The 18901-nt window shown below is 71.8% G+C and carries 14 protein-coding genes and 3 pseudogenes; 8 read left to right on the top strand and 9 right to left on the bottom strand.

All coding sequences use genetic code 11. The features are described from left to right. Positions 1–31 precede the first annotated feature (31 nt). The 4 genes from HUV60_RS08390 to HUV60_RS08375 are packed head-to-tail and all read left to right on the top strand — an operon-like array spanning position 32 to position 4638. Positions 32–1129, top strand: coding sequence for a thiamine ABC transporter substrate-binding protein (locus tag HUV60_RS08390; protein ID WP_257848003.1), 1098 nt, complete (start codon positions 32–34; stop codon positions 1127–1129). Continuing rightward, a complete protein-coding gene (locus HUV60_RS08385; protein ID WP_257848004.1) occupies positions 1105–2793 on the top strand; it encodes an ABC transporter permease in 1689 nt (562 codons plus the stop codon). The genes HUV60_RS08390 and HUV60_RS08385 overlap by 25 nt, the downstream gene beginning before the upstream one ends. Next, a complete protein-coding gene (locus tag HUV60_RS08380) occupies positions 2794–3813 on the top strand; it encodes an ABC transporter ATP-binding protein (protein ID WP_257848005.1) in 1020 nt (339 codons plus the stop codon). A 24-nt stretch (positions 3814–3837) separates the two neighbouring features. Further along, positions 3838–4638: a maleylpyruvate isomerase family mycothiol-dependent enzyme gene (locus HUV60_RS08375; protein WP_257848006.1), complete on the top strand. Its 801-nt coding sequence runs from the start codon at positions 3838–3840 to the stop codon at positions 4636–4638. A 105-nt stretch (positions 4639–4743) separates the two neighbouring features. Here HUV60_RS08375 and HUV60_RS08370 read toward each other — a convergent pair whose 3' ends face one another. The 6 genes and pseudogenes from HUV60_RS08370 to HUV60_RS08345 all read right to left on the bottom strand — a co-directional run bounded on the left by HUV60_RS08370 (position 4744) and on the right by HUV60_RS08345 (position 10474). Further along, positions 4744–5475 (bottom strand): LAETG motif-containing sortase-dependent surface protein, encoded by a 732-nt coding sequence (locus HUV60_RS08370; protein ID WP_257848008.1) that lies wholly within the window; start codon positions 5473–5475, stop codon positions 4744–4746. A 217-nt stretch (positions 5476–5692) separates the two neighbouring features. Continuing rightward, positions 5693–6100, bottom strand: a complete 408-nt coding sequence (locus HUV60_RS08365; RefSeq protein ID WP_257848009.1) for a VOC family protein — start codon at positions 6098–6100, stop codon at positions 5693–5695. Positions 6101–6246: 146 nt separating this feature from the next. Then, the gene (locus tag HUV60_RS08360) at positions 6247–7614 is read right to left on the bottom strand and encodes a hypothetical protein (RefSeq protein ID WP_257848010.1); all 1368 of its coding nucleotides are present in this window, start codon (positions 7612–7614) and stop codon (positions 6247–6249) included. After that, positions 7596–8345, bottom strand: a complete 750-nt coding sequence (locus HUV60_RS08355) for an ABC transporter ATP-binding protein (RefSeq protein WP_257848011.1) — start codon at positions 8343–8345, stop codon at positions 7596–7598. The genes HUV60_RS08360 and HUV60_RS08355 overlap by 19 nt, the downstream gene beginning before the upstream one ends. Positions 8346–8583: 238 nt before the next feature. After that, a pseudogene (locus HUV60_RS08350) lies at positions 8584–9971 on the bottom strand (aspartate aminotransferase family protein). After that, positions 9956–10474: an Lrp/AsnC family transcriptional regulator gene (locus HUV60_RS08345; RefSeq protein ID WP_257848012.1), complete on the bottom strand. Its 519-nt coding sequence runs from the start codon at positions 10472–10474 to the stop codon at positions 9956–9958. The pseudogene HUV60_RS08350 and the gene HUV60_RS08345 overlap by 16 nt, the downstream one beginning before the upstream one ends. Before the next feature lie 180 nt (positions 10475–10654). Here HUV60_RS08345 and HUV60_RS08340 point away from each other — a divergent pair, with 180 nt between their 5' ends. Together HUV60_RS08340 and HUV60_RS08335 are read left to right on the top strand one after the other, a co-directional pair. Continuing rightward, positions 10655–12094 carry a gamma-aminobutyraldehyde dehydrogenase gene (locus HUV60_RS08340; protein WP_257848013.1) on the top strand — a complete coding sequence of 480 codons (1440 nt, stop codon included), beginning with the start codon at positions 10655–10657 and terminating at the stop codon, positions 12092–12094. A gap of 188 nt (positions 12095–12282) precedes the next feature. Further along, positions 12283–12801: pseudogene (locus HUV60_RS08335) on the top strand (hypothetical protein); the annotation flags it as partial. An 80-nt stretch (positions 12802–12881) separates the two neighbouring features. Here the strand turns inward: HUV60_RS08335 and HUV60_RS08330 are convergent. Both HUV60_RS08330 and HUV60_RS08325 read right to left on the bottom strand, forming a co-directional pair. Beyond that, on the bottom strand, positions 12882–13571 hold the full coding sequence (locus HUV60_RS08330) for a glycerophosphodiester phosphodiesterase (RefSeq protein WP_257848014.1): 690 nt from the start codon (positions 13569–13571) through the stop codon (positions 12882–12884). Positions 13572–13630: 59 nt separating this feature from the next. Further along, entirely contained in the window at positions 13631–14710 is a 1080-nt protein-coding gene (locus HUV60_RS08325; protein ID WP_257848015.1) for an adenosine deaminase, read from the bottom strand. Between the two features lie 1088 nt (positions 14711–15798). Here HUV60_RS08325 and HUV60_RS08320 point away from each other — a divergent pair. Both HUV60_RS08320 and HUV60_RS08315 read left to right on the top strand, forming a co-directional pair. Beyond that, positions 15799–16359, top strand: a pseudogene (locus HUV60_RS08320) (ABC transporter permease); the annotation flags it as partial. Positions 16360–16371: 12 nt separating this feature from the next. Next, complete coding sequence (locus HUV60_RS08315) at positions 16372–17775, top strand: NAD(P)/FAD-dependent oxidoreductase (protein WP_257848016.1); 1404 nt, start codon at positions 16372–16374, stop codon at positions 17773–17775. Between the two features lie 351 nt (positions 17776–18126). Here HUV60_RS08315 and HUV60_RS08310 read toward each other — a convergent pair whose 3' ends face one another. After that, on the bottom strand, positions 18127–18732 hold the full coding sequence (locus HUV60_RS08310; protein WP_257848017.1) for a phosphatase PAP2 family protein: 606 nt from the start codon (positions 18730–18732) through the stop codon (positions 18127–18129). Between the last annotated feature and the right edge of the window lie 169 nt (positions 18733–18901).

Here is an 18901-nt window from a genome sequence, read left to right as displayed (position 1 = left end):
TCTTCCTGGTCACCCCCAGGAGGAAATACCGGTGAACATCACCAAGAAGGTCACGATCCTGGCCGTCGGGCTGGGTCTGGTCACACTGCCCGCCTGCGGTTCTTCGTCCGACGGGTCGGACGGCCCCGGCGGCCGGAGCGGCGGCGGTTCGAAGACCGTCACGCTCGTCAGCCACGACTCGTGGGCCGCGTCCAAGGATGTCGTCGCCGCCTTCGAGAAGGAGACCGGCTACCGGCTGAGGGTCCTGGAGGACGGCGACGCCGGGCAGGCCGTCAACAAGGCGATCCTGACCAAGGACAACCCCCAGGGCGACGTCTTCTTCGGCGTCGACAACACCCTGCTGTCCCGCGCCCTCGACAACGAGCTGTTCCAGCCGTACGAGGTGAAGGACTCCGACGCCGTCCTTCCCGAGTACCGGGCCGACGAGGACGGGCACCGGGTCACCCCCGTCGACACCGGTGACGTCTGCGTCAACTACGACAAGGAATGGTTCGAGAAGCGTGACCTGGCCCCGCCGCGGACCTTCGACGACCTGACCGAGCCCGAGTACAAGGACCTGCTCGTCACGTCGAACGCCTCCACCTCCTCGCCCGGCCTCGGCTTCGTCCTCGGCACCGCCGCCAGGTACGGCGACGAGAACTGGCAGGACTACTGGAAGAAGCTCAAGGACAACGGCGTGAAGGTGGTCGACGGCTGGGAGCAGGCCTACAACGAGGAGTTCTCCGGCTCGGCCGGCGGCAGGCAGGCGGGGGGCGACCGGCCGCTGGTGGTGTCCTACGCCTCCTCGCCGCCCGCCGAGGTGATCTACGCCGATCCGAAGCCGAAGACCGCGCCCACCGGTGTCGCCGACGGCACCTGCTTCCGCCAGGTGGAGTACGCGGGGCTGCTGAGCAACGCGCGCAACCCCGAGGGCGGCAAGGCGCTGCTCGACTTCCTGATCAGCAAGCCGTTCCAGGAGGACATGCCGCTCAACATGTTCGTCTACCCGGTGCGGGAGGCCGCCCAGGTGCCCGAGGAGTTCGCGGAGTTCGGACCGCAGGCCGAGAACCCCGAGACCATGGACCCGACGAAGATCGCCGAGCACCGCGATCAGTGGATCAAGTCGTGGACCTCGCTCGTACTGAAGTGAGCCGGGCGGAAGCGGGCCGGGCCGCGGCGAGACGGCGCGGGACCGCGGCGCGGCTCGGCCTGATGGCCGTGCCCGTCGCGTTCTTCGCCGTCTTCTTCGCCTACCCCGTCGCCGCGATCGTCGCGCGCGGCCTGAAGACCGACGGGGTCTGGCAGCTCGGGCGGATCGGTGAGGTGCTGGCGCAGTCCGACGTCCGCCAGGTGCTGTGGTTCACCACCTGGCAGGCGCTGGTCTCCACCGCTCTCACCCTCCTGATCGCCCTGCCCGGCGCGTACGTCTTCGCCCGTTTCGACTTCCCCGGCAAGCAGCTGCTGCGGGCCGTGGTCACCGTCCCGTTCGTGCTGCCGACGGTGGTCGTCGGTACGGCGTTCATGGCGCTCGTGGGGCGCGGCGGGCTTCTCGACGAGCTGTGGGGTCTGCGGCTGGACACCACCGTGTGGGCGATCCTGCTCGCGCACGTCTTCTTCAACTACGCCGTAGTCGTACGGACCGTCGGCGGGCTGTGGGGGCAGCTCGACCCGCGGCAGGAGGAGGCCGCACGGATGCTCGGCGCCTCCCGGCTCACGGCCTGGCGGACCGTCACGCTGCCCGCGCTGGCCCCCGCCGTGGCCGCCGCCGCGCTGATGGTCTTCCTGTTCACCTTCACCTCGTTCGGTGTGGTGCAGATCCTCGGCGGACCCACCTTCGCCACTCTCGAGGTGGAGATCTACCGGCAGACGTCGGAGATCTTCGACCTGTCCACCGCCGCCGTCCTGACGATGATCCAGTTCGTCGCGGTGGGTGCGATCCTCGCCCTGCACGCCTGGACCGTACGGCGGAGGGAGACCGCGCTGCGGCTGGTGGACGCCTCCCAGACCGCGCGCCGGCCGCGCGGCGCCGGGCAGTGGGCGCTGCTCGCCGGGGTCGTCGCCACCGCTGCCGTGCTGCTGCTCCTGCCGCTCGCGGTGCTGGTGGAGCGCTCCTTCGGCGACGCCGGCCTCGGCCACTACCGGGCGCTGACCCACGACGACGGGGGTGTGTTCCTGGTCGCGCCGATCGCGGCGGTCGGCAACTCCCTGCGGTACGCGGCCCTGGCCACCGTCATCGCCGTTGCGGTCGGCACCCTGGCGTCCGTCGCGCTCACCCGGCGGGACGCGGGACGGCTGGTGCGGGGCTTCGACGCCCTGCTGATGCTGCCGCTCGGAGTGTCCGCGGTGACCGTCGGCTTCGGGTTCCTGATCGCCCTCGACGAGCCGCCGCTGGACCTGCGTTCCTCCTGGATCCTGGTGCCGCTCGCACAGGCGCTGGTCGGTGTCCCCTTCGTCGTACGGACCATGCTGCCCGTGCTGCGGGCCGTGGACGTGCGGCTGCGGGAGGCGGCGGCGGTGCTCGGGGCATCGCCGTGGCGGGTGTGGCGGGAGGTGGACCTGCCGATGGTGCGGCGGGCCGTAATCGTCGCTGCCGGGTTCGCCTTCGCGGTGTCGCTGGGGGAGTTCGGGGCGACGGTGTTCATCGCTCGGCCGGACAACCCGACGCTGCCGGTGGCCGTGGCACGGCTGCTGGGCCGGCCGGGAGAGCTCAACTACGGGCAGGCGATGGCCCTGTCGACGATTCTGATGATCGTGTGCGCGGTGGCGCTGCTGTTCCTGGAGCGGCTGCGGACCGACCGATCCGGGGAGTTCTAGGTGCTGTTGGGTCTTGAGGGTGTCACCGTCCGCTTCGGCGGACGGGCGGTGCTGGACGCCGTGGATCTCCAGGTCGCCGAGCACGAGATCGTCTGCGTGCTCGGACCGAGCGGCAGCGGCAAGTCCACGCTGCTGCGGGCGGTGGCCGGGCTGCAGCCCCTCGACGCGGGGCGGATCTCGCTCGCCGGGCGCGACCAGGCCGGTGTGCCCGCACACCGGCGCGGGGTCGGGCTGATGTTCCAGGACCACCAGCTGTTCCCGCAACGGAACGTGGGCGGCAACGTGTCCTTCGGGCTGCGGATGCGCGGTGTGTCCCGCAGCGAACAGGACGACAGTGTGGGGGAGCTGCTGGACCTCGTCGGGCTGCCCGGGGCGGCCGGACGGGCGGTGGCGGCCCTGTCCGGCGGCGAGCAGCAACGCGTGGCCCTCGCCCGCGCGCTGGCGCCCAGCCCACGGCTGCTGATGCTCGACGAGCCGCTCGGCCAGCTCGACCGGTCGCTGAGGGAGCGCCTCGTCGTCGAACTCCGGGAGCTGTTCGGCCGGCTGGGCACCACCGTGCTCGCCGTGACGCACGACCAGGGCGAGGCGTTCGCCCTGGCCGGCCGGGTCGTGGTGATGCGGGACGGGCGGATCGCCCAGTCCGGTACACCACTCGAGGTGTGGCAGCGCCCGGCCGACGCGTTCGTCGCCCGCTTCCTCGGCTTCGAGAACGTGGCAGAGGCGACGATCGCCGCGGACGTCGCGGTGACGCCCTGGGGCAAGGTCCCGGTGCAGGCAAACGCCCCGCAGGGCACCCGTACCCTGCTGGTCCGGCCCGCCGGCGTCCGTCTGGTCCCGGACGGGGCGGGCCTGCGCTGCACCGTGGCCGTGCGCACCTTCCGCGGCACCCATGTCGCCGTCCGCCTCCAGCCGAAGGACGCACCCGTTCTTGAGGCGGCCTGTGCGCTGAGGGCGGCACCGGAGGTCGGGGACGAGGTCGGGGTGGAGTTCGACGCGGAGGAAATCGTCGTGCTCGGGTAGGGCACCCCGCCTAGGGTGAGGGGCATGACACCACTCACCCATGATCGCTACTGTGGTGAAATCGCCGACCAGGTAGGCCGGTTGCGGTCCGTGGTGACCTCGGGGGCCGATCTGGACGGCAGAGTGCCCACCACTCCGGAGTGGTCGCTGGAACAGCTTGTCCGGCATACCGGCGGCTCCCTGCGCTGGGCGGCGCTGATGGTGCGCACCCGGGCCGGGGAGGAGATTCCCGAGGAGCGGGTGCCGGGATTCGACGGGCCCGGTGTGCGGGGTGGACCCGCCGCGCTGGACGGGTGGCTGGCCGAGTCCGGAGACCTGCTCGTCGAGGCACTGCGGGAGGCCGGGCCGGACGCCGAGGTGTGGAGCTGGGCGGGGATCTGCAACGCCGGGTTCTGGGCCCGCCGTATGACGCACGAGATGACCGTCCACCGTGCGGACGCGGCCCTCGCCGCCGGACTGCCCTACGAGGTCGCACCCGATGCCGCCGCCGATGCGATCGACGAGTGGCTGGAGATCGTGCAGTGGGCGCAGCGGACGCTGCCGGAGGGCCCGGCGCGCGAACTGCGCGGCCCGCACCGAAGGAGCATCCGTCTGCACGCCACCGACACCGGCCCGGAGGTGAACGCCGAATGGAGCATCGAGCTCACCGAGGACGGTGTCTCCTGGCACCGGGGCCACGAGAAGGCCACCGTCACCCTCCGCGGCCCGCTCACCTGCGTGCTGCTCGCCTTCTACCGCCGGCTGCCGCTCGACGCACCGGAGGTGGAGGTGCTCGGCGACCGGGAGCTGTTGGAGTTCTGGCTGACACGGGCGACGTTCGGGTGACGGAAGCGGGCGGCGTTCGGGCGAGATGAACCGCCGGGCGAGGGGCCGTGCACAGTGATGGCCCGCCCCACCGGGGACGGGCCGTCACATCATGTCTTCGAGGCGTCAGCTGTCGCTGTTCGCCCCGCGACGGCGCATGCCGAAGAAGACCGCACCGCCACCGACGGCGACCAGGACCGCCGCGATACCGGCGATCAGGCCGGTGTTGGAGTCGGCGCCGGTTTCGGCGAGGTTCGACTCACCGACAGCGGGCGACGGAGCGTTGTCCGAGGTGTCCGCCGGGGCGGTGGTCTCGGGCTCCGACTCCGACGGAGCCGGGGCACCGGGCTCGTCCTCGTCCTCGGGCGGGGTCGAGACGGAGTCCGACGGCGTCGGAGCGGGCTCCGTCGGAGCCGGAGGCTCCTCCTCCTCTTCCTTGCAGGCCGTGGCCGGGGTGGTCAGGTTCGGCTTGATGTCCTCGTCCACGTAGGGCTTGGCCTTGACGTGGATGCGGTACTCGGCGTTGGGCTGCCAGTCCTCCTCGAAGGTGATGGTCACACCCTCGCGGGAACCCTTGACGACCTGCTCGCCGATCTTCTTCTCGTCGGCACCGTTGTTCTCCAGGAACACGGTGACGGTCGCGGGAACGCCCGCGGGGTCGACGTCGGTGACGGTGATGACACCCTTGTCACCGACACACTTCGCCTCGGCCGAGAACTCGTTGATGTTGCACGCGGCCGCGCTGCCGGCGAGGCCGATGGTGAGTGCGGCCGACGCGGAGACGACGCCGAGGGCGCGTACGGTGCGCGCGACGTTACGGCGCGAGGCAGTACGGCGTGATACGGACAGAACTGTCACGTTTGTCCTTACGGGATACGCAAATGCGGGGGGTGGGGGGCGTGCTGATGAGACATCAGTACGCCCATGAGGCTCCCAGGTCTATAAGTGCCGCATAAGTAGTGTCAACGCATATGCCGATAGCAGGCCATCGTTTTACTGATTCGTTAACTACCGAGGAGTTTCAATGCCCTGGGAGCCTCCCCGGTGGGCCTCCGCCCCGGTCGCAGGTCTTCCCTCAGCCCTCCAGCGCGGACGGATCCATCCACACGACCTCCCAGGTGTGGCCGTCCAGGTCGTCGAAGGCGCGGCCGTACATGAAGCCCTCGTCCTGGGTCTCGCGGCTGACCGACCCGCCCGCCGAGAGGGCCCTCTCGACCAGTTCGTCGACCTTCTCGCGGCTCTCGGAACTCAGGGCCAGCAGCACCTCACTGGTCTTCGTGGAGTCGGCGATCTCCTTCCTCGTGAACTCCGCGTAGCGCTGCCTGGTGTGCAGCATCGCGACGATGGTCTCACCGACCACGACGGAGGCGGTGTTCTCGTCGCTGAACTGTTCGTTGATCTCGTAGCCGAGCGTCGTGAAGAACCTCTTCGAGGCGTCGAGGTCGTTGGTGGCCAGGTTCACGAAGATCATCTGCTGCGTCATGGTGGTGCCTCTCCCGTGCGGTTCACCGGTTCCGTCCCGGTCGCGAGTGGTGCCGTGCCGTTCGAGGGGCAGACCGGGGCCGGGTGCGGAACTCTTCGCCCTGCGGAGGTTTTCCTCAGGGGTGGCGCGGCGTGTGGTGCGCGGTCTCAGAGGGCCAGGGGCAGGGTCGACAGTTCGGCCACGATCACGGTCAGCGGGCCGAACAGGGCGAGGAGCGCGCCGGCCCTGAGGGCCGCGGCCCGACGCGGTGTCGAGGGGGGAGCCCCGAGGCGCAGCAGCGCGGCCGTGGTGCCGGCGTGCGCCTGCTTGGCCTCGACGGCCGCGGTCAGCAGTGTCGCCATGGCGCAGCCGGTCACCAGCAGTACCCCGAGCAGGGTGAGCGGGCCGGGCGACAGGTCGTCGGCGTAGTACAGCGAGCCCATGGCATACGCGCCCGACAGCACGGCGCAGACCACCCCCAGCGGGCGGCCGATCCTGGTGGCCTCCGTCATGAGGACCCGTCCGGCCAGCAGCCGCAGGGCACCCGGGCGGACCGACTGGAGCAGCCGGCCGCACAGATGGGTGAGACCGGGACCGGCCAGTGCGAGGCCGACGGCGGCCAGCACCAGACCGGTCAGCGCGCCGGGCCGGTCACCGGGCGCGGTGCCGGTGCGGCTCGTGTAGGCCTCCACGGCCAGCCCCACGGCCAGCACCGCGATGCCCCAGGGCAGACCGGACGGTGCCGTGCCGGCGCCGGGCGACGGGACCGCGGCGGGGCTGCCCTCCGCGCCCTGCGGCCGCCCGGAATCCTTCCCGGGAAGATCCGCCCGCACCCGGTCCCGCTGTGCCTGTGCCTGCCCCGACGTCGCCTGCTGGGCGGTGGCCGGCCCGCGGCCGTGGGCCGCCGGCTCCAGGTGCGCGCCGAAGCGTCCGTACGCGCCGAACGTCTCCCGCGCCGTGGTGGCACGGTACGCGCCGAAGCGGCCGTACACCGTCCGCTCCGTACGGGACGGGCCCGCCGCCCGCTCGCGTGGACGCAGCGCCGTCGCCACCGCCACCGAGGCGCTCACCGGCACCAGCGTCAGCAGCAGCAGGGCTGCCGGAAGCGGCAGCGGCCGGCCGGTGGCCAGGAAGTCGGTGCCGGCGCCGTCGAGGGGCGTACCGGTGAGGTCGCCGCGCAGGTGGAGGAAGACGAACAGGGCGATCACCGACCCCAGCGTGCAGGCCAGGGCCGTGGTCGTCGCGGAGATCGCCGTCAGCCGTGCCGGGCCGAGGCCGAGTGCCGAGAGCCCGACCCGGGGCCGGGTCCCCGGGTCGGTGCGGGCCACCGCGACCGCGAAGTACACCGTGGCCGCCAGCGGGGCCGCGCACCAGGCCAGCCGGAGCAGCGAGGCGGACGGCGCGCCGGGGTGGCCGATCGCGTGGCCGAGGGCACACAGCAGCAGAAAGCCCGTACCCGCCGAGGCCGCCGCGACCAGGAGACGGCGCAGCTGGACGGCCGGACGGGCACCTCGGGTCAGACGGAGAGCGAGCACGCCGCCCGGCCCTCCGTCTCGGTGGTCCCGGAGACCGGAGGCAGATGTACGGTGCGCACCCGGCGCCCGTCGAGCAGCGAGACCGTGCGGTCGGCGAGGGCCGCGGTGTCCGCGTCGGCGGTGGCGAGGAGCACCGTGATGCCGTGCGAACGGGCCGCCGTGGTCAGTGTGCGCAGGACGTGCCGCCGGTCGGCGCGGTGCAGCGGGGCGGTCGGCTCGTCGGCGAACAGAACCGAGGGGGCCGGGGCGAGGGCACGGGCGATGCAGACCCGCTGCCGCTCCGCGTGCACCAGCTCCGCCGGCCGCTTGCGGGCCTTGTCACCGAGGTCGAGGCGCTCCAGCCACTCCAGGGCCGTCGCCCTGGCCCGGCGGCGGGCGGTGCCGCGCAGCATCAGGGGGAGAGCGGCGTTCTCCCAGACGTTCAGTTCGGGAACGAGCACCGGCGCCGGGTCGATCCAGCCGAAGCGCTCCCGGCGCAGCCGCTCGCGGGCGGCCGGGCGCATGGTGTGCACGGGCACGCTGTTGTACCAGACCTCGCCGTCCGCCACGGAGGCCAGTCCGGACAGGCATCGCAGCAAGGTCGTCTTGCCGCTGCCGCGCGGGCCGCCGACAGCGAGGATCTCGCCCTCTCCGACGCCGAGCGAGACCCCGCTCAGCCCGGGTGAGCCGTCGTCGTGCCGGAAGTGCAGGGCACGTGCCCAGAGCACGTCGTTGTCCGGTGGGGCCACCATGGCGTACACCTCGGTTCGGATCAGAAATGCCGTGCGAGATTCGTGAATCCCCCATGCGGGGGAACGAAAGCAGAGCCGATCGGTCACTGGGCACGCTAGGCAGCGCACGGCGGGACGCCGGACAGCACGCGGCCCCGGAGCGCCGTTTCTCACTCGAACGGGCGACACCGGGGTCATATCCGGTCATTCCAGCCGAAGATCACAGCGGGAGATCACGGCTGAGGACCGCTGTGCGGGGTCACAGCTTCGTCCATGCCTCCGACAGGGTGGCGCGCAGGATCTGCTCGATCTCGTCGAAGGTCTCCTGGTCGGAGATCAGCGGCGGCGCGAGCTGGACGACCGGGTCGCCGCGGTCGTCGGCACGGCAGTACAGGCCGTTCTCGTCCAGCTTCTTGGACAGGAAGCCGTACAGGACGCGCTCGGTCTCGTCGTCGAAGGACTCCTTGGTGTGCTTGTCCTTGACCAGTTCGATGCCGTAGAAGAAGCCGTTGCCGCGGATGTCGCCGACGATCGGCAGGTCGTACAGCTTCTCGAGCGTCGCGCGGAAGGCGCCCTCGTGGTCCAGCACGTGCTGGTGGAGCCCCTCGCGCTCGAAGAGGTCGAGGTTGGCGACGCCCACCGCGGCCGAGACGGGGTGGCCGCCGAAGGTGTAACCGTGCAGGAAGGTGTTGTCGCCCTTGTAGAACGGCTCGGCGAGGCGGTCGGAGACGATGCACGCCCCGATGGGGGAGTAGCCGGACGTCATGCCCTTGGCACAGGTGATCATGTCAGGGACGTAGCCGAACTTGTCGCACGCGAACGTCGTGCCCAGGCGGCCGAAGGCGCAGATGACCTCGTCGGAGACGAGCAGCACGTCGTACTGGTCGCAGATCTCACGGACCCGCTGGAAGTAGCCGGGCGGCGGCGGAAAACAGCCGCCCGCGTTCTGCACCGGCTCCAGGAAGACCGCGGCGACCGTGTCCGGGCCCTCGAAGAGGATCTGCTGCTCGATCTGGTCGGCGGCCCAGCGGCCGAACGCCTCCGGGTCGTCACCGTGGATCGGGGCGCGGTAGATGTTGGTGTTCGGCACCTTGTGGGCACCCGGCACCAGGGGCTCGAACGGGGCCTTCAGGGCCGGCAGGCCGGTGATCGACAGGGCCCCCTGCGGGGTGCCGTGATAGGCCACCGCGCGGGAGATGACCTTGTACTTGGTCGGCTTGCCGGTCAGCTTGAAGTACTGCTTGGCGAGCTTCCAGGCGGTCTCCACCGCCTCGCCGCCGCCGGTCGTGAAGAAGACCTTGTTCAGGTCGCCCGGTGCCTCGTGGGCGAGCCGCTCCGCCAGCTCGACGGCCTTGGGGTGGGCGTAGGACCAGATGGGGAAGAACGACAGTTCCTGCGCCTGCTTGAAGGCGGTCTCGGCGAGCTCGACCCTGCCGTGCCCCGCCTGCACGACGAACAGCCCGGCGAGACCGTCGATGTACCGCTTGCCCTGTCGTCGTAGATGTGGGTGCCCTCGCCGCGGACGATGGTGGGCACGGGGGAGTTCCCGTACGAGGACATGCGGGTGAAGTGCATCCACAGGTGGTCGTACGCGGTCCGGCTGAGGTCCCTGGGGCTGTCGGTGCTCACGATTATCGGGTTCCCCACATGTAGGTCTGCTTCTTGAGCTTGAGGTAGACGAAACTCTCGGTGGCGCGCACACCGGGCACGGCCCGGATGCGCCTGTTGACGACCTCGAGAAGGTGGTCGTCGTCCTCGCAGACGATCTCGACCATGAGGTCGAAGGAGCCCGCGGTCATCACCACGTACTCGCACTCGTCCATGCCGCTCAGCGCGTCCGCCACGGACTCCACGTCACCCTCGACACCGACGCCGACCATCGCCTGCCGGCGGAAGCCCACCGTGAGCGGGTCCGTGACGGCGACGATCTGCATCACGCCCTGGTCGAGCAGCTTCTGGACGCGCTGGCGCACGGCCGCCTCCGACAGGCCGACGGCCTTGCCGATGGCGGCGTAGGGCCTGCGGCCGTCCTCCTGGAGCTGCTCGATGATGGCGAGGGAGACGGCGTCCAGGTGGGGAACGCCGCCGTTCCTGGACTCGCGGGAGTCCCTGGGTTCTGCGCTTCGACTGGCCACACGGTCACTGTGCACGACGTCTCGGCTGTTCCGCAAGGCGCATTCGATGAAATCCGTTGCCGAAAGAGCTGATGTCTGCGGATTTCGCAGACTCGGGGCGGGCGGGGGTGTTGAATGCGTCAGGGGTCCGTCTAGGGTGGTGTCTCAGAGGTTGGACGCCTCCGACACCCACGAGGAGCACCGGGAGGACCTGCAGTGAGCACCGAGCTGCGACGTCTGCGCAACTACATCGGCGGTGCGTTCCGTGACGCAGCCGACGGACGGACCACCGAGGTGGTCAACCCCGTGACCGGCGAGGCGTACGCGACCGCGCCGCTGTCCGGACAGGCGGATGTGGACGCCGCGATGACGGCCGCCGCCGAGGCCTTCCCCGGCTGGCGCGACACCACGCCGGCCGAGCGGCAGAAAGCCCTGCTGAAGGTCGCGGACGCCATCGAGGAGCGCGCCGAGGAACTCGTCGCGGCCGAGGTGGAGAACACGGGCAAGCCCATCGGGCTGACCCGCACCGAGGAGATCCCGCCGATGGTCGACCAGATCCGCTTCTTCGCGGGTGCGGCGCGGATGCTGGAGGGCCGCTCGGCCGGTGAGTACATGGAGGGCCTGACCTCCATCGTGCGCCGTGAGCCGGTCGGCGTCTGCGCCCAGGTCGCCCCCTGGAACTACCCGATGATGATGGCCGTGTGGAAGTTCGCCCCGGCGATCGCGGCGGGCAACACGGTCGTCCTCAAGCCCTCGGACACCACCCCGGCCTCCACCGTCCTGCTCGCCGAGATCCTCGGCTCGGTCCTGCCGACGGGCGTCTTCAACGTCGTCTGCGGCGACCGGGACACCGGCCGCGTGATGGTCGAGCACGAGATCCCGGCGATGGCCTCCATCACCGGTTCGGTGCGGGCCGGCATGCAGGTCGCCGAGTCCGCGTCCAAGGACCTCAAGCGCGTCCACCTGGAACTGGGCGGCAAGGCGCCGGTCGTCGTCTTCGAGGACACCGACATCGCCAAGGCCGTCGAGGACATCTCCGTCGCCGGCTTCTTCAACGCCGGCCAGGACTGCACGGCGGCCACACGCGTCCTCGTCCACGATTCGATCCACGACGAGTTCGTCACCGCGCTCGCCAAGGCCGCCGCCGACACGAAGACGGGTGCCCCCGATGACGAGGACGTCCTCTTCGGCCCGCTCAACAACGCCGGTCAGCTGGCCCAGGTCCAGGGCTTCGTCGACCGGCTGCCCGCGCACGCGCGCGTGGAGGCCGGCGGGCAGCGCGTCGGCGACAAGGGCTACTTCTTCGCGCCGACCGTCGTCTCGGGCCTGGAGCAGGACGACGAGATCATCCAGAAGGAGGTCTTCGGCCCGGTCATCACCGTTCAGACCTTCACCGACGAGGACCAGGCCGTCGCGTACGCCAACGGCGTCGAGTACGCGCTTGCCTCCTCGGTGTGGACCAAGGACCACTCCCGCGCGATGCGCATGTCCAAGAAGCTCGACTTCGGCTGCGTGTGGATCAACACCCACATCCCGCTGGTGGCGGAGATGCCGCACGGCGGCTTCAAGAAGTCCGGCTACGGCAAGGACCTGTCCGCGTACGGCTTCGACGACTACACGCGCATCAAGCACGTGATGACGTCGCTCGACGCGTAACCGCTCCGCGGCCGCACCCGCCCACGCGGCGGGGTCACACGTCGTCACGGTCCCGCGCCCCTTTGGGCGCGGGACTTTTCTGTTCGCGCCGGCCGGTACGCGGTCGGCGCGGGAAGGGGGAGGAGGGCAGGGGGAGTTGACCCGACTCCGATTTTTGGACGCGTTCAACTGGGGTGCGTGTCGCCGCCATGAGCGACAGAGCCGCCCTGCTCAAGGGCATTCGCGCCTGGTTGGTCCTCTTCGCCGTCTGCCTGGTGCTCAGCGGCGCCACGGCCTTTCCCCTGGTGCACGAACCGCTCCGGGCCGAGGAGGTGCTCCGTTCCCTGGGGGCACCGGAGCACCTTCCCGCCCTCATGGAGTGGATCGAGCGGGTCCGTGACGGGCTCGACGCAGCCGACGCCGGGTACCCGTTCCTCCTCTGCGGCACCGGCTGGCTGGCCTTCACCCACCTGGTCGTAGCCGTCGCCCTCTACGGTCCCTGCCGCGACCCGGTCCGCAACATCTGGGTCGTCGAGTTCGGCATGATCGCCTGCGCCGGCGTCATCCCGCTCACCCTCGTCTGCGGCCCGGTCCGCGGCATCCCCTTCTGGCGGAGCGTCATCGACATGGCGTTCGGGGTGCTCGATGTGATCCCGCTGCACGCCGTACGGAAGAAGACCAAGCGGCTGGAAGCACTCACCCCGTACGCCGCGCCGCCCGCTCTCGCGTCTTCGGCCCGACCCGCAGGACGGGGTCCTCCAGGCCGGCCGGGCGCCCTACCGGCCGGGCGCCCTACCGGCCGGGCGCCCTACCGGGCGGTGGTGCGCAGCGCGCACAGGACGTCGATGCGGTTGGTGGTGATCGAGTCGGCGCCCAGCGCCAGCAGACGGCGCATGGAGCGGCGGGTGTCCGGGGTCCACACGGAGAGCAGACAGCCGTCCGCGTGGATCCGGTCGGCGAGGGCCCGGTCGGCCAGGCCGAAGCGGTAGTTCAGCCAGCGCGGCCGGACCGCCTCCAGGACGCCGGCGCGCGGCGGGACCGACGACGTGACGGTGAGGGCGATCTCGGCCGACGGGTCCGCCGCGCGCACGGCAAGCATCGGGGCGGCGCCCGCGCAGTAGCAGACGCGGTCCTGGGCGCCGTGCTCCCGCACGGCGCCCACGATCCGGCGCACCGTCCGGGGGCCGGGATCGCCCGGCAGGTCCAGCATGACCCTGGCGCCCTCGGTCGCCGACAGCGCGTCCGGCAGCGTGGGCACACCGCCGTCGGTCAGGCCGCGCACCTCCTCCCAGGACAGCGACCGCAGCGGGCGGTCGTGCTCCCAGAGCCGCTTCAGCGTTTCGTCGTGCAGCAGGACCGGTACGCCGTCCCGGGTGAGGCGTACGTCGAACTCGACCGCGTCCGCGCCCTTGTGGAGCGCGGAACGCAGCGAGGCGAGCGTGTTCTCGCGGACGTGGTACGGGTCGCCGCGGTGGGCCACGGCGGTCACGTGGTGCATGGCGGTCCTTCGCGGGTTCGGCTCACGGGACGGCTGCTTCACGGCGGCAAAGAACGGTTTCACCGCAGCGGCCGGGAGGCGAGCCAGGACGTGGTGTACGCGTCGATCTCGGCGGCCAGCCGTGCCTTGCCCGGCTCGTCCAGGAACGAGGCCTCCACCGCGTTCCTCGCCAGCGCCGCCAGGCTCCGCTCGTCGAGGCCCAGCAGCCGTGCGGCGATCGCGTACTCGGTGTTCAGGTCGGTGCCGAACATCGGCGGGTCGTCGGAGTTGACGGTGACCAGCACACCGGCGCGGACGAACTCCCTGATCGGGTGCTCGTCGAGGCTGGTGACCGCGCGGGTGGCGATGTTGGAGGTGGGGCACACTTCCAGCGCGATGCGCCGCTCGGCGAGATGTGCGAGCAGCCCGGGGTCCTGGGCGGCGCTGGTGCCGTGCCCGATCCGCTCCGCGCGCAGGTCGACCAGGGCGTCCCACACCGTCCCGGGACCGGTCGTCTCACCGGCGTGCGGCACCGAGCGCAGGCCCGCGGCGATGGCCCGGTCGAAGTACGGCTTGAACTGGGGCCGGGGCACCCCGATCTCGGGTCCGCCCAGACCGAAGGAGACCAGGCCCTCCGGACGCAGACGGTCGTCGGTGGCGAGCCGCGTGGTCTCCTCGGCAGCCTCCAGTCCGGCCTCGCCGGGGATGTCGAAGCACCAGCGCAGCACGGTCCCGAACTCGGACTCGGCCGCCTTGCGGGCGTCCTCGATCGCCTCCATGAACGCCCGCGCGTCGATCCCGCGACGGGTCGACGAGAACGGGGTGATCGTCAGCTCGGCGTACCGCACCCGCTGCCGGGCCAGCTCACGCGCCACCTCGTAGGTGAGCAGCCGGACGTCCTCGGGCGTGCGGATCAGGTCGACGACGGACAGGTACACGTCGATGAAGTGGGCGAAGTCCGTGAAGGTGAAGTAGTCGGCGAGCGCCTCGGGGTCGACGGGGACCCTGGAGTCGGGGTGGCGGGCGGCCAGCTCCGAGACGATGCGGGGGGAGGCGGAACCGATGTGGTGCACGTGCAGTTCGGCCTTGGGCAGTCCGGCGATGAAGTCGTGCGGGCCGCTGCCCGCCGCCCCGGCGGACGCGGCGAGGCGTTCGGTCATGGTCCCTCCCAAAAACGGCGTCCCCGGCCGGGGTGCGGCTGTGGCGGGACGCGGGTGATCGGCTGATCGGTGGATCGGGGGTCATCGTAGGCCGGGCGCGCACGGGGCGGTGTCGGGCCTTACCTTGACGGCACGTTCGACGGAGGAGGGCCGGCGTCTGTCCGGCGACGCGCAGGCGCCGGAAGCGCGGGGAAACCCGGCGGGCGGCACTCCGCCCCGGGACCCGCATGCTCATGACGACGTCCGGGCGGCGCCGGCCGACAGCGGGGCCGCGCAGGCCCAGCCGCCCCAGAGCCCGCCGCGGGAGGTGTCGCCGCCCGAGCTGACCCGGCTGGATCTCGGCGGCCACGGCACGTCCGGGCCGTCGGGCTCCGCCGGAGTCACCGACCCGTTCGCCCTCCCGGAGTTCGACCCTCCGGCTTTCGCCCCGGGGACGCCCGGCGCGGCCGGCGCACCCCCGGCCTCCGGCACCCCCTCCGCTCCCCCGACGCCTTCCGTGCACGACCAGCGGACGGTCACATCCCTCCCCGCGGCGAATGCCCCCTCCGGCCCTTCGGCCGCGCCGCCCGCCCGGCCCCTCCGGCCCCCTCCGGCCCTTCGGCCGCGCCGCCCGCCCGGCCCCTCCGGCCTCGGCCGGCCCCTTCGGCCGCGCCGCCCGCCCGGCCCCTCCGGCCCCGGCCGGCCCTTCGGCCGCGCCGCCCGCCCGGCTCCGGGCGGACACCTCCGGCCCCTCCGGCCCTTCCACCCCGTCCGCTCCCGCGCCCGCAGGCCCCGAAGCCGCGGCCTCCAACCCCTTCGCGCCCCCGTCCGCCGAGCCGGTCCCGCCGCCCATCGCCCCCGGCGGTCCCGGCCAGGTGCCGTACGGCTACCCGGGCGGCCACCGGAGCGGGTACATCCGCCCGGCCGCGCACCCGCCCGGCCGCGCCGGTGCTCCCGCCCACGACGGCATGCCCGACCAGGGCGATCACGGCTGGACCGGCACGCCTCCGCAGCCGGCCAACGGCATGGGTGTCACCGGACTCGTCCTCGGGATCATCTCGGCCTGCGTCTTCTGCCGCTGGCCGCTGGCCGCTGGCCGCTGGCCGCTGGCCATCGGGCTCGGCGCCATGATCGCCTTCGCGCTGGCCCGCTACCGCTTCCGTGCCCGTTCCACCGTGAACTCGCTGGTCTTCCTGCCGATGGCGATGCCCGAGGTGGTCATGGCGGCGTCACTGCTGACGCTGTTCCTCAACATGGGCGTCCAGGTCGGCTTCTGGACGATCCTCATCGCCCACATCATGTTCTGCCTCAGCTTCGTCGTGGTCGCCGTCAAGGCCCGCGTGATGTCGATGGACCCCCGCCTCGAGCAGGCCGCCCAGGACCTGTACGCCGGCCCGGTCCAGACGTTCCTGCGGGTCACCCTGCCGATCGCCGCCCCCGGCATCGCGGCGGGCGCGCTCCTCGCCTTCGCCCTGTCCTTCGACGACTTCATCATCACCAACTTCAACTCGGGGGCCACCGTCACCTTCCCGATGTTCGTCTGGGGCTCCGCGCAGCGCGGAACTCCGGTACAGATCAACGTCGTCGGTACGGCCATGTTCGCCGTCGCCGTGCTGCTGGTGCTGGTCTCCATGGCCGTCGGCAACCGCCGCACGCGGCAGAAGGCGTAGGGGGCCGGGACCATGAGCCGTTGGATGGAATCCCTCGCCGATGCCCGTCCGTCCGCTTACTGGCTGGACGACCCGGGCCGGCCGGAACCCCGGCCCGCCCTCACCGGCGCCGAGAACCGCGACCTGCTGGTGGTGGGCGGAGGATACAGCGGACTGTGGACGGCGCTGATCGCCAAGGAACGCGACCCGGGGCGGGACGTCGTCCTGGTGGAGGGACGCGAGGTGGGCTGGGCGGCCTCGGGCCGCAACGGCGGATTCTGCGCCGCCTCCCTCACCCACGGTCTGGCCAACGGCCTGACCCGCTGGCCGGACGAGATCCACGAACTGGAGCGGCTGGGCGCCCGCAATCTCGACGCCATCGAGGAGACGGTCGCCCGCCACGCCATCGACTGCGACTTCGAACGCACCGGTGAGCTCGACGTCGCCACCGCACCCCACCAGGCACGCGAACTGCGCGACCGGTACCAGGAGATCGACCGCCGGGGGCTCGCGGAAGGGGCGGAGTTCCTGGACACGGACGAGGTCCGCGCCCAGGTCGACTCGCCCACCTTCCTGGCCGGTCTCTGGGACCGCAGGGGCGTGGCCATGCTCCACCCGGCGAAGCTGGCCTGGGGACTCAAGCGGGCCTGCCTCGGCCTCGGCCTCCGCGTGTACGAGCACACCCCCGCCCTCACCCTGCGCTCCCACGGCGCCGGACTGGCCGTGCGCACCCCCTACGGGCAGATCCGTGCCCGCACCGCCGCCCTCGGCACCAACGTCTTCCCCAGCCTGGTCAAACGGGCCCGTGCCTACACCGTTCCGGTCTACGACTACGCCCTGATGACCGAGCCGCTCACCGACGCCCGGCTGGCGTCCGTCGGCTGGCGCAACCGGCAGGGACTCGGCGACAGCGCCAACCGGTTCCACTACTTCCGGCTGACCGCCGACCACCGCATCCTGTGGGGCGGCTACGACGCGGTCTACCCGTACGGCGGGCGGGTGCGCGCCGAGTACGACGACCGGCCGGAGACCTACGCGAAGCTCGCCGAGCACTTCTTCACCTGCTTCCCGCAGCTGGAGGGCGTCCGCTTCACCCACGCCTGGGGCGGCGCGATCGACACCTGCTCCCGCTTCTCGGCGTTCTACGGCACCGCCCACCGGGGCAGGGCCGCCTACGCGGCCGGCTTCACGGGGCTCGGTGTCGGCGCCACCCGCTTCGGCGCCGAGGTGATGCTGGACCTGCTGGCGGGGGAGCGCACCGAGCGCACGGAACTGGAGATGGTGCGCAGGAAGCCGCTGCCGTTCCCGCCCGAGCCCTTCGCCTGGACCGGCATCGCGCTCACCCGGTGGTCGCTGGCGCACGCCGACACCCACGACGGACACCGGAACCTGTGGCTGCGGACGATGGACAGGCTGGGGCTGGGCTTCGACAGCTGAGAGCGATTCCCGGCAACCAGGGTCCGGGTCCCGGCGGACGTGGCCTGTTTTTGGCAGTGGTGACCGGATTTCGTCTGGTGTGATCCGTTTCGCTGCGGCGAGGTGCCGGAACCCGCTCAATGCCCGGCGGAAAGCCTCCTCTCCTCCTCGTGACGCGTTTTTCCGCGTCCACGACAGAGAGGCAGGCGTTGGTGATGACAGGGACGAAGCCGGCGGTCGAGTGGCTCTCCTGCGTCGCGCCCGATCCCGAGACGTGCCGCTGGGAGTGGGAGCGCAACCCGCACGGGGTGGCGCTGCTGCCGGCCGGCAAGGAGTGGGACGTGCTGCTCCGGCCGACCGACCCACTGCCGGTCAGCGGCCCGGACGGCTGTTCGGGCCGGCCAGCAGCCACAGGCAGACCAGCAGGACCGCCCCCAGGCACCAACTGGCCGCCACGTCCAGCGGCCAGTGGTAGCCCCGGCGCACCAGCCCGTAGGAGGCACCGGCGACCAGGGCGGCGCAGAGCAGCAGGAACGCGCGGCGGACCACCGGCGAACGCAGCAGCGGGAGGAGGAGCAGGACCGCCGCACCGTACGCCACGACGGCGGTGGCGGTGTGGCCGGACGGGTAGTAGCCGACGGCCGGGGGCACAGCCGGGGTGCCGGGGCGGCCGGTCCACTCCTTCAGGGGCACGACGAGCACCGGCACCAGAACCATCGCCACCGTTCCGGCGGCGGGCGGCAGCCACCAGCGGTCCCGGCCCACGGCACGCCCCCGCCACGCGACGTACACCAGGGCGGCCGCGAGGAGGGGAACGGCCACTTCGGTGTTGCCGAGGTCGGCGAGCACTTCGGAGGCCGTGTCCGGCTCGACGAGTGCCTCGCTCAGCCGTTCGTCCAGGTCCACCAGGGGGCCGTCGGTGACGACCTGCCAGGTGATCAGGGCGAAGAGGAGAACAGGAGGTCCGAGCAGCAGCATGGTGCACAGCGTCGCATGTGCGGGCTCGGGGCCGTTCGCAGCGGCGGTGCGGGGCGGGGCAGGCCGAAGGGCCAGTGCAGGGGGGAGCACTGGCCCTTCGGGCAACGGCCTGCCGCGCATGACGCGTGGACAGCCGTCCGGACCGGAACGCCGCGCGCCCCGGGGGGTT

Origin of the sequence: Streptomyces sp. KMM 9044 (genome assembly GCF_024701375.2) — a bacterium.
Classification (GTDB): domain Bacteria; phylum Actinomycetota; class Actinomycetes; order Streptomycetales; family Streptomycetaceae; genus Streptomyces.
The sequence above is the reverse complement of the archived record's forward strand: the minus strand, read 5'-3'. Positions and strand labels throughout refer to the sequence as shown.